This window comes from Achromobacter sp. JCM 18799 (assembly GCF_055395645.1).
Genome location: NZ_AP043866.1, coordinates 5529139 through 5540000, shown reverse-complemented (window position 1 = coordinate 5540000; position 10862 = coordinate 5529139). Strand labels below are relative to the sequence as shown.

Genomic DNA, 10862 nt, shown 5'->3' with positions numbered 1-10862 from the left:
TTTCAGAACGAAAACTGATTCAACACATCCGGCATACCCTTGGCCAGGTCCTCAGCCTCGCGGCTGGCCAGAGTAGCGGCGTCCCACAGCTCGAAGTGCGCGCCCAGACCGAGCAGCATCACATCGCGCGTCATACCGGAAGCGTTGCGCAGTTCAGGAGCGATCAAGACCCGGCCGGAGCCGTCCAGTTCCACGTCCTGAGCGTTGCCCAGCAACAGCCGCTGCAACGCGCGCGCCGTCATGGGAAAGGCGGCAATCTGCTCGCGCTTCTTTTCCCACTCCGGCCGCGGGTAGACCAGCAAGCAGCCGTCAGGGTGGCGTGTCAGGGTCAGCCGGCCATCGGCCTGCGACATGAGCGCGTCACGGTGCCGGGTCGGAATCGAGATCCGTCCCTTGGCATCCAGCGTGAGCGCGCTGCTTCCCTGAAACACCACTTTTACCCCACTTAATTGCACAATTTCCTACTATTTCCCACTCTACGGTATGGGATCGGGGCGGTCAAGCGCGTGGTTGCAATTTTTTCAATCACAACAAGGACTTAGATCAACATGTAAATCCGCAAAAAGAAAAACCTCCCAATAAATCAGGAGGTTGCGGCACTATCTAAAAGTCCTTCTTCAGAAGTGGCGGCTAACAATGGCTTTGCATTGTTTTACGGTCGGTCGTTAGCTCCGGTTGGCAAGGCTTCCAGCCGGCCCCGCCGATTGGAGCGGCCCCAAAAATGGTCCGGCCCGGCCAGCGCGACGCCTGGCTCCAGCCCGGACCCGGCTCGCGTTGAGAATGAGTTGCAAGACGGGTCTATAGGCCGGATTCTGTACACCAGGTTTCCCTGGCGGACGATCATTCCTCTGGACGGATCATTGCTGAGCCGCTCTAGCCATCTACCCGCATGCTTGGACGGGCCGCCCTACGCGGTCCGAAGACCGCACGCATGCCTATTTGATGTTGCTCCGGATAGAGGTTGCCGCGTTTCACCCTGCGATGCCGCCGCCCGTTGCCGGACGGCGCGATACGGAGATGGCCGTATCTGTGCGCGCGCTGCGCGCCCGCCCCGCAGACTCGTCTCTGTGGCCCTATTCCTCAACCGCGCCCGAAGACGCGGCCGGACGGCCGTTAGCCGTTACCCTGCCCTATGGAGTCCGGACCTTCCTCGATGGATTCGCATCCACCGCGATCGTCCGACCCGCCTTGCGGTGCGTATTCTATTACACCTGCCGGCTCCGTCCCCGCAGAGACCTCGATACCCTGCCGCGCAAACGGCGTTGCGGGGTTCCTGCGACAATACGCCTTGATCCGCTCAGACGCCGCAGACAATACCCATCACATGGCCCTTGCTACTCTCATCACCCTTACCGACATCCAGCTGGCCTATGGCCACCACCCGCTGCTGGACCATGCCGATTTCGCCATCCAGGCGGGCGAGCGCATAGGCCTCATCGGCCGCAATGGCGCCGGCAAGTCTTCGTTGCTGAGGCTGCTGGACGGCAGGACCCAGCCCGACGACGGCGACATCGCCCGCAGTTCGGGCCTGCGCGTCGCCACGGTCGAACAGGAACCCGAACTCGACGAAAACGCCACCGTCTTCGATGTGGTTTGCAATGTCGAGGGTGATCATGAAGACTGGCAGCGCCCCTCGCGCGTGCGCTCGGTGCTCGAAAAGCTCGGCCTGCCCGCTGACGTACAGATCGCGGGCCTGTCGGGCGGCACGCGCAAGCGCGTCGCGCTGGCTCGCGCCTTGGTCGACGAGCCCGATCTGCTGCTGCTGGACGAACCCACCAACCACCTGGACTTCGAAGGCATCGCCTGGCTGGAAGACATGCTGCGCGCCTGGAAAGGCGCCGCGGTCATCATCACCCACGACCGCCGCTTCCTGGATGCGGTGGCCACTCGCATCGTTGAACTCGATCGCGGGCGGTTGCTGAGCTTTCCCGGCAACTTCTCGCAGTGGCAAGAGCGCAAGGCCCAGTGGCTCGAGTCCGAGCGCCTGGAACAGGCCCGCTTCGACAAGCTGCTGGCGCAGGAAGAAGTCTGGATCCGCAAGGGCGTCGAGGCCCGCCGCACCCGCAACGAAGGCCGCGTGCGCCGCCTGGAACGGCTGCGGGTCGAACGCGCCGAGCGCCGCGAACGCGTCGGCGACGTTTCGCTCGCCCTGGCCGAAGGCCAGCGCTCCGGCAAGCTGGTCGCCGAACTCGACCATGTGAACAAAGCCTTCGGCGACAAGATCGTGGTGGACGACTATTCCACCACCATCCTGCGCGGCGACCGCATCGGCATCATCGGCCCCAACGGCGCGGGCAAGACCACCCTGCTCAAGCTGATCCTGGGCGAGATGCAGCCCGACAGCGGCACGACGCGGCTTGGCACCAACGTCGCGGTTGCGTATTTCGACCAGATGCGCGCGCAGCTGGACGAAAACGCCACGCTCGTCGACATCATCAGCCCGGGTAGCGAATGGGTGGAAATCGGCGGCGCCCGCAAGCACGTCATGAGCTACCTCGGCGACTTCCTGTTCTCGCCCGCCCGCGCCGGCTCGCCCGTGCGCAGCCTGTCCGGCGGCGAACGCGCCCGGCTGCTGCTGGCGCGCCTGTTCGCCCGTCCCGCCAACATCCTGGTGCTGGACGAACCCACCAACGACCTCGACATCGAAACGCTCGAGCTGCTGGAAGAATTGCTGCAGGAGTACCAGGGCACGGTGCTGCTGGTCAGCCATGACCGCGCCTTCCTGAACAACGTCGTCACCCAGACCATCGCCTACGAAGGCAATGGCCGCTGGCGCGATTACGTGGGCGGCTACGACGAATGGGTCGCGCAGCGGCCCGCGCCCGCGGCCCCGGCCGAAGACGCGGCTCCTGCCGCCAGGCCTGCCGACGATGCCGCCGCGCGCGCCAAGGCCGCCAAGCCCAAACCGGCCAAGTCCGCCAAGATGAACTCCTGGGAGCTGCGCGAGCTGGAAGGCCTTCCTGACGCCATCGCCGCCCTGGAAGCGCAACAGGCCGAGCTCGCCGGCAAGCTCGCCGATGGCAGCCTTTACCGCGACGCGCCCGCCGAAGTCGAACGCATCAACGGCGAACTCGCCAAGCTGGAAGGCGAACTCGAAGAGCGCTTCGCCCGCTGGGAATTGCTGGAAGCGCGCCGCGAAGGTACGCTGTAATCAGCTTGTCTCTATATACATATAGAGGCGCATGAAAAATGCCCCCGGGATCTCGGGGGCATTTTCTTGTCCGGGAGCAGCCGGGCAACCCGGTTGCCTAGCCCCGTGCGCGCCAGGTCAGCGCTTCACCCGCGGCCAGCGGAACCAACGTCGTGTTGCCGAACGCCACTTCCTCCGGCACCTGGTAGGTCTCGCGCACCAGCGTCAGCGTGCCGGTGTTGCGCGGCAAACCGTAGAAATCCGGGCCATGGAAACTAGCGAAGCCTTCCAGCTTGTCCAACTTGCCGACAGCATCGAACGCCGTCGCGTACAGCTCCATCGCGTGCAATGCCGTGTAGCAACCAGCGCAGCCGCAGGCATGTTCCTTCAACCCGCGCGCGTGTGGCGCGCTGTCGGTGCCCAGGAAAAAGCGCGGGCTGCCGCTGGTCGCCGCCTCGACCAGCGCAAGGCGGTGCGTCTCGCGCTTGAGGACCGGCAGACAGTAGAAGTGCGGCCGCACGCCGCCCTGGAAAATCGCATTGCGGTTGTACAGCAGGTGCTGCGGCGTAATCGTGGCTGCGATGGGGCCTTCCGCGTCGCGCACGTATTCCGCGCCCTCTTTCGTCGTGATGTGTTCGAACACCACCTTCAAGGCAGGGAAGGCGCGGCGCAGCGGCTTCATCACGCGCTCGACAAAGATGGCTTCGCGGTCGAACAGGTCGATCGACGGGTCCGTCACTTCGCCGTGCACCAACAACGGCATGCCGCATTTTTCCAGTGCTTCCAGCGCCTTCGTGCACTTGCCCAGCAGATCGGTCACACCGGCATCGGAGTTGGTCGTGGCGCCCGCCGGATACAGCTTCACCGCATAAACCTGGCCCGACTCGTAGGCGCGGAAAATCTCTTCCGACGTGGTGTTGTCGGTCAGATACAGCGTCATCAACGGCGTGAAGGCATCCGGATTGCCGCCCGCCTTCTTCAAAGCCTCCAGAATGCGGCCGCGATAGGCCAGCGCCTGCTCGGTGGTCGTGACCGGCGGCTTCAGGTTGGGCATGATGATCGCGCGCGCGAACTGGCGCGCGGTATCCGCCACCACGGCCTCCAGGGCAGCGCCGTCGCGCAGATGCAGGTGCCAGTCGTCCGGCCGGGTGATGGTGAGCTGAGTCGTGTTTTGAGTAGACATGGGAAGGCTTCTTAATCTGCCAGCGGCATGCCCCGTTCGGCCAGCGCGCTGAACATCGCGCTGCCCAAGGGGATGACGGCATCGTTGAAATCAAAATGCGAGTTGTGCAGCACGCAGCCGGAATCGGCTCCGCCCTGGCCCAGGCGGAAGTATGCGCCAGGCTTGCTCTGCAACATGAAAGAGAAATCTTCGGAGCCCATCGACGGCGTCAGATCGCGCACGACGTTCTCCTTGCCTATCATCTCGGTGGCGATATCGGCCACCAGATTGGCGTGCTGCGGCGTGTTCAAGGTCGCAGGGTAGATCCGTTCGTAAGTGACCTCGGCGGTGCCGCCGAAAGCGCCCGCAATCGCGGACACCAACTCGCGCATGCGGGTCTCCACCATTTCCTGGACGGACTTGCGGAACGTGCGCACCGTGCCGACCATTCTCGCCTCGCGCGGAATCACGCTCATGGCGCCGGGATGCCCGGCCTGCAGGGATCCGATGGACACCACCGCCGAATCCAGCGGATTGACGTTGCGCGACACGATGGTCTGCAACGCGGTGATGATCTGCCCCGCAATGGTGACGGGATCGATGGTCTGGTACGGATGCGCGCCGTGGCCGCCGCGTCCGGTGATCAGAATCTCGAAGCGGTCGGCGGCGGCCATCATCGGCCCGGGATTGATGCCTATCGTGCCCGGCTTCAGGCCCGGCCAGTTATGCAGCGCGTAAATCGCGTCGCACGGAAAGGTATCGAACAGGCCGTCTTCCAGCATGGCGCGCGCGCCGCCGCGCCCCTCTTCCGCTGGCTGGAAGATCAGTACCGCGGTGCCATCGAAATTGCGTGTCTGCGACAGGTATTTGGCCGCGCCGATCAGCACCGCGGTGTGACCGTCGTGACCGCAACCGTGCATCAGGCCGGGCTTGGTCGACTTGTGGCCGAAGTCATTGTCTTCGGTCATGGGCAAGGCGTCCATGTCGGCACGCAGGCCTATCATGCGCCCGCTGTCGCAGCGCTTGCCGCGGATCACGCCCACCACACCGGTCTTGCCGATGCCGCGGTGCACCTCGATCCCCAGCGCCTCCAGCGCACCCGCCACGATCCCGGAGGTCCGGACTTCCTCGAAGCCAAGCTCGGGATGCGCATGCAAATCGCGCCGCAGCGCCGTCAATTCGTCATGAAAGAGGCGAATTGATTCCAAAGGAGATCGTGCGTACATAGGAGGTTACAGAATGACGATATAGAGGGGACAGTCTGTGCATTTTAGTTGCTACAGAGGATAAATGCCTTTGTCTTTACGAGAGAGACACGTTATGCTCCGGCCGCAGGACAATTTTTCCAACAGCCAGAGAAGGAGCGCCGCATTATGGCCACAACCTCCAAACCCGCGACCGCGCGCAAGCCGAACGCTGCATTCATGAAGCCCCTGACCCCCAGCGCCGACCTGGCCGCCGTCATCGGCTCGGAAGCCGTGCCGCGTACCGAGGTCACCAAAAAGATCTGGGAATACATCAAGAAGCACAACCTGCAAGATGCCAGCAACAAGCGCAACATCAACGCCGATGCCAAGCTGCGCCCGATCTTCGGTAAAGATCAGGTCACGATGTTCGAACTGACCAAGCTGGTCAACGCACATCTGAAGTAAGCAGGCAAAGGGCGTACCCCGTACGTCCCTGCCTTCATATCGTCGCGACGCCCCGGTTCATTCCTGGGCGAGCTCGCCTCCCCAGCGCAGCTTTCTCTCACCGCGACAGCCACGCCACAACCTCACCGGCATGGCCTGATTCCCCACACCAGCATTTCCCGAAAGCCAAGCCTGGCGCGCCTCTTCAGGCAGTTGGCATGTTCGACAAAGCAAAAGGCCGGCATATGCCGGCCTTCTGTTTGAACACCTGCCCTCAGGCGTAGGTGGTCGGCGCGGAGCCTTCCAGCAGCGACAGCCAGCCTTTGATCAAGCGATACAACACCCAGATCACAGTCGCGGCCAGGCCGATCCAGCCGATGAAGATGAGCGTCGCGATGCCGCTGATGGCCAGCCAAAGCAGGGCCCACCAGAAGGTACGCAGCAACCAGTCGAAATGAGCGGCATAGACGGTACCTGCAGCGTCCGAGCGCTTCAGGTACATCAGCACTACGGCTGCCAGCGTGGCGATGCCCAGGAAACCGCTCGTCAGGAAGCCCAGGGCGTACAAGCCGTAGGCAACGTGGGTCAACGTGCGCAGGTCTAACGTCGTTCCGGGCACGGGGGTCTGGGGATCACTCACGATAACGCTCCAACGAATTGACTCGGTCAATCTTACCGCACAAAGCTACCCCGCCCACGCCCGTTGTTATTTGTGCACATTCAATGCTGGCGCGGCTCGCAGCCTGATTGACGGTCCGCAACCGCACGCCAAAAAGGCCTGGCGGCGCGCAGCCGCGGCGACAGCCTTCTACCTCATCGCGCAACCAGACAAAAGAAAAAACCCCGCAGCGCGAGCTGCGGGGTTCTTGGAATCAAAGCCTGACAATGACCTACTTTCACGGACGTCCGTCTACTATCATCGGCGCAAAGGCGTTTCACTGTCCTGTTCGGGATGGGAAGGAGTGGGACCACCTTGCTATGGTTGTCAGGCGTAACTGCTTGAGTGTGTGCCCTATCGGGACAAACGCTCCAATTCTGCCGGGAGACCGATGCACGGGCCTGGAGCGGATCTCGACAGGCGCCCGCAATGGGCTCTCACAAAAGACAAAACCCCACAGGGGTTACCTGTGGGGTTCTGCGGAATAAAAGCTTGACGATGACCTACTTTCACAGACGTCCGTCCACTATCATCGGCGCAAAGTCGTTTCACTGTCCTGTTCGGGATGGGAAGGAGTGGGACCAACTCGCTATGGTCGTCAAGCGTAACTGGTTGAGCGGCTGCGGTTGAGGCAACTGCTCCAATCTTGGAAGAAACACAACGCGTGGCGATCAGAGTCAGACTCGATGATCACGCACGGTGGGGTGTAATTGGTGTTGGCTGGCTGCTGACGGTGCAGCCAGATTTTGTATTGAACGACACTTGGAACGCTATATCACCAGGTCATAACCATCAGTGTTATAGGATCAAGCCTCACGGGCAATTAGTATCGGTTAGCTTAACGCATTACTGCGCTTCCACACCCGACCTATCAACGTCCTGGTCTCGAACGACCCTTCAGGGGGATCAAGTCCCCGGGATACCTTATCTTCAGACGAGTTTCCCGCTTAGATGCCTTCAGCGGTTATCTCTTCCGTACTTAGCTACCCGGCAATGCCATTGGCATGACAACCGGTACACCAGAGGTACGTCCACTCCGGTCCTCTCGTACTAGGAGCAGGCTCCGTCAAGTATCCAACGCCCACGGCAGATAGGGACCAAACTGTCTCACGACGTTTTAAACCCAGCTCACGTACCTCTTTAAATGGCGAACAGCCATACCCTTGGGACCGGCTACAGCCCCAGGATGAGATGAGCCGACATCGAGGTGCCAAACACCGCCGTCGATATGAACTCTTGGGCGGTATCAGCCTGTTATCCCCAGAGTACCTTTTATCCGTTGAGCGATGGCCCTTCCATTCAGAACCACCGGATCACTATGTCCTGCTTTCGCACCTGTTCGACTTGTCAGTCTCACAGTCAAGCACGCTTATGCCATTGCACTATCAGCACGATTTCCGACCGTACCTAGCGTACCTTCGAACTCCTCCGTTACACTTTGGGAGGAGACCGCCCCAGTCAAACTGCCCACCATGCACTGTCCCCGATCCGGATAACGGACCAAGGTTAGAACCGCAAACAAACCAGGGTGGTATTTCAAGGATGGCTCCACGTAATCTAGCGACTACGCTTCAAAGCCTCCCACCTATCCTACACAGGCCGGTTCACAGATCAATGCAAAGCTACAGTAAAGGTTCATGGGGTCTTTCCGTCTAGCCGCGGGTAGATTGCATCATCACAAACACTTCAACTTCGCTGAGTCTCAGGAGGAGACAGTGTGGCCATCGTTACGCCATTCGTGCAGGTCGGAACTTACCCGACAAGGAATTTCGCTACCTTAGGACCGTTATAGTTACGGCCGCCGTTTACCGGGGCTTCGATCAAGAGCTTGCACCCCATCACTTAACCTTCCGGCACCGGGCAGGCGTCACACCCTATACGTCGACTTTCGTCTTTGCAGAGTGCTGTGTTTTTAATAAACAGTCGCAGCCACCGATTCTCTGCGACCCCATCATGCTAAGCGCGCAGGCGCTTCACACTACCGGGGTATACCTTCTCCCGAAGTTACGGTATCAATTTGCCGAGTTCCTTCTCCTGAGTTCTCTCAAGCGCCTTGGAATATTCATCCCGTCCACCTGTGTCGGTTTGCGGTACGGTCTCGTACAGCTGAAGCTTAGAGGCTTTTCTTGGAACCACTTCCAATCACTTCGCAAGCAATGCTCGCTCGTGCCACACCCTTGATTTACGCGCCCGGATTTGCCTAAGCGCCATCTTCGATGCAGCAACAGGGACATCCAACACCCTGATGATCTTCCGCGATCCGTCCCCCCATCGCACTGTACGACGGTGCTGGAATATTAACCAGCTTCCCATCAGCTACGCATCTCTGCCTCGCCTTAGGGGCCGACTCACCCTGCGCCGATGAACGTTGCGCAGGAAACCTTGGACTTACGGCGAGGGGGCTTTTCACCCCCTTTATCGCTACTCATGTCAGCATTCGCACTTCTGATACCTCCAGCAGCCTTTACAAGCCACCTTCGCAGGCTTACAGAACGCTCTCCTACCGCGTGCACAAAGTGCACACCCGCAGCTTCGGTTTATCGCTTAGCCCCGTTACATCTTCCGCGCAGGACGACTCGATCAGTGAGCTATTACGCTTTCTTTAAAGGATGGCTGCTTCTAAGCCAACCTCCTGACTGTCTATGCCTTCCCACTTCGTTTCCCACTTAGCGATAATTTGGGACCTTAGCTGGCGGTCTGGGTTGTTTCCCTCTTGAGTCCGGACGTTAGCACCCGGTGCTCTGTCTCCCAAGCTGTACTTGCGGGTATTCGGAGTTTGCCATAGTTTGGTAAGTCGCCATGACCCCCTAGCTATAACAGTGCTCTACCCCCCGCAGTAATACTTGAGGCACTACCTAAATAGTTTTCGGAGAGAACCAGCTATTTCCAGATTTGTTTAGCCTTTCACCCCTATCCACAGCTCATCCCCTAATTTTTCAACATTAGTGGGTTCGGTCCTCCAGCACGTGTTACCGTGCCTTCAACCTGGCCATGGATAGATCATCTGGTTTCGGGTCTACACCCAGCGACTGAATCGCCCTATTCGGACTCGCTTTCGCTACGGCTTCCCTATTCGGTTAACCTTGCCACTGAATGTAAGTCGCTGACCCATTATACAAAAGGTACGCAGTCACCCCACAAGGAGGCTCCTACTGTTTGTATGCATACGGTTTCAGGATCTATTTCACTCCCCTTCCGGGGTTCTTTTCGCCTTTCCCTCACGGTACTGGTTCACTATCGGTCGATCACGAGTATTTAGCCTTGGAGGATGGTCCCCCCATCTTCAAACAGGATTTCACGTGTCCCGCCCTACTTTTCTTACGCTTAGTTCCACACACAAGATTTCGCCTACAGGGCTATCACCTGCTACGGCCGGACTTTCCATTCCGTTCGACTATCTTGCGTGCTAAAACGTAAAGGCTCTTCCGATTTCGCTCGCCACTACTTTCGGAATCTCGGTTGATTTCTTTTCCTCGAGCTACTGAGATGTTTCAGTTCACCCGGTTCGCTTCCACTGGCCTATGTATTCAGCCAGGGATACCGCATTGCTGCGGTGGGTTTCCCCATTCGGACATCTACGGATCAAAGCTTGTTTGCCAGCTCCCCGTAGCTTTTCGCAGGCTACTACGTCCTTCATCGCCTGTGATCGCCAAGGCATCCACCATATGCACTTAGTCGCTTGATCCTATAACGCTGTAGGCTATAGGACCTGAGTATTAGCGTTTGTGCCGTTCATAAGTTTCAAAGCAGTCTGAGGTTTTCACCCCAGTCTTGAGAACTTGGAACAAAATTAATGCAATCACAACCCGTACTTATCTTCATCGACTTGCGTCGAGTACTTGATAAGTACATTTTCGTTGTGCTTCTTCCAGATTGTTAAAGAACAAATATAGCTGTCAGGTAAAACCTAACTCATAAGGCCGTTTCAACGACGCTATGAGTTAGCCTCTACATCACCAGGCATCAAGTACTTGGTGGAGGTGAACGGGATCGAACCGATGACATCCTGCTTGCAAAGCAGGCGCTCTCCCAGCTGAGCTACACCCCCATATCCCGCATGCGCAGAATACTTGGTGGGTCTGGTTGGATTCGAACCAACGACCCCCGCCTTATCAAGACGGTGCTCTAACCGACTGAGCTACAGACCCAAAAACCTTTTCGGATCAGCAGTCAGGAAAGCTGTAGACCCAGGGAAGATTCCCTCGACCCAAGCCTGCAACTGATCCCAGCTATATCAAACAACCGATAAGAGTGGACGCTTAACACGAGCACTAAGCTCTG

6 protein-coding genes, 2 tRNA genes, 3 rRNA genes and 1 other RNA gene are annotated in these 10862 nt (G+C 59.2%); 2 read left to right on the top strand and 10 right to left on the bottom strand.

The genetic code is table 11. The features are described from left to right. Positions 1-2: 2 nt before the first annotated feature. Positions 3-431 (bottom strand): division/cell wall cluster transcriptional repressor MraZ, encoded by a 429-nt coding sequence (mraZ, locus tag ACZ5YA_RS26165; protein ID WP_006226256.1) that lies wholly within the window; start codon positions 429-431, stop codon positions 3-5. A 354-nt stretch (positions 432-785) separates the two neighbouring features. Beyond that, positions 786-1190, bottom strand: an RNA gene (rnpB, locus tag ACZ5YA_RS26160) — RNase P RNA component class A. 134 nt (positions 1191-1324) lie between these two features. Between rnpB and ACZ5YA_RS26155 the strand changes: the two genes are divergently transcribed. Continuing rightward, complete coding sequence (locus ACZ5YA_RS26155) at positions 1325-3151, top strand: ATP-binding cassette domain-containing protein (protein WP_280015388.1); 1827 nt, start codon at positions 1325-1327, stop codon at positions 3149-3151. Between the two features lie 97 nt (positions 3152-3248). Here the strand turns inward: ACZ5YA_RS26155 and pyrC are convergent, their stop codons facing one another. After that, positions 3249-4313 (bottom strand): dihydroorotase, encoded by a 1065-nt coding sequence (gene pyrC, locus ACZ5YA_RS26150; RefSeq protein ID WP_118932599.1) that lies wholly within the window; start codon positions 4311-4313, stop codon positions 3249-3251. An 11-nt stretch (positions 4314-4324) separates the two neighbouring features. Next, positions 4325-5518, bottom strand: a complete 1194-nt coding sequence (locus ACZ5YA_RS26145; protein ID WP_054457611.1) for a M20 aminoacylase family protein — start codon at positions 5516-5518, stop codon at positions 4325-4327. Between the two features lie 147 nt (positions 5519-5665). Between ACZ5YA_RS26145 and ACZ5YA_RS26140 the strand changes: the two genes are divergently transcribed. Then, the gene (locus tag ACZ5YA_RS26140; RefSeq protein WP_059373735.1) at positions 5666-5944 is read left to right on the top strand and encodes an SWIB/MDM2 domain-containing protein; all 279 of its coding nucleotides are present in this window, start codon (positions 5666-5668) and stop codon (positions 5942-5944) included. Positions 5945-6197: 253 nt separating this feature from the next. Here the strand turns inward: ACZ5YA_RS26140 and ACZ5YA_RS26135 are convergent, their stop codons facing one another. From ACZ5YA_RS26135 to ACZ5YA_RS26110, 6 genes are all read right to left on the bottom strand, one after another. After that, positions 6198-6563 carry a DUF4870 family protein gene (locus ACZ5YA_RS26135; RefSeq protein ID WP_013391517.1) on the bottom strand — a complete coding sequence of 122 codons (366 nt, stop codon included), beginning with the start codon at positions 6561-6563 and terminating at the stop codon, positions 6198-6200. Between the two features lie 237 nt (positions 6564-6800). After that, positions 6801-6913, bottom strand: a 5S ribosomal RNA gene (rrf, locus tag ACZ5YA_RS26130). 158 nt (positions 6914-7071) lie between these two features. Continuing rightward, positions 7072-7184, bottom strand: a 5S ribosomal RNA gene (gene rrf / locus ACZ5YA_RS26125). Positions 7185-7383: 199 nt separating this feature from the next. Further along, a 23S ribosomal RNA gene (locus ACZ5YA_RS26120) occupies positions 7384-10266 on the bottom strand. Positions 10267-10553: 287 nt separating this feature from the next. Further along, a tRNA-Ala gene (locus ACZ5YA_RS26115) sits at positions 10554-10629 on the bottom strand. Positions 10630-10652: 23 nt separating this feature from the next. Beyond that, positions 10653-10729 (bottom strand) — tRNA-Ile (locus tag ACZ5YA_RS26110). Between the last annotated feature and the right edge of the window lie 133 nt (positions 10730-10862).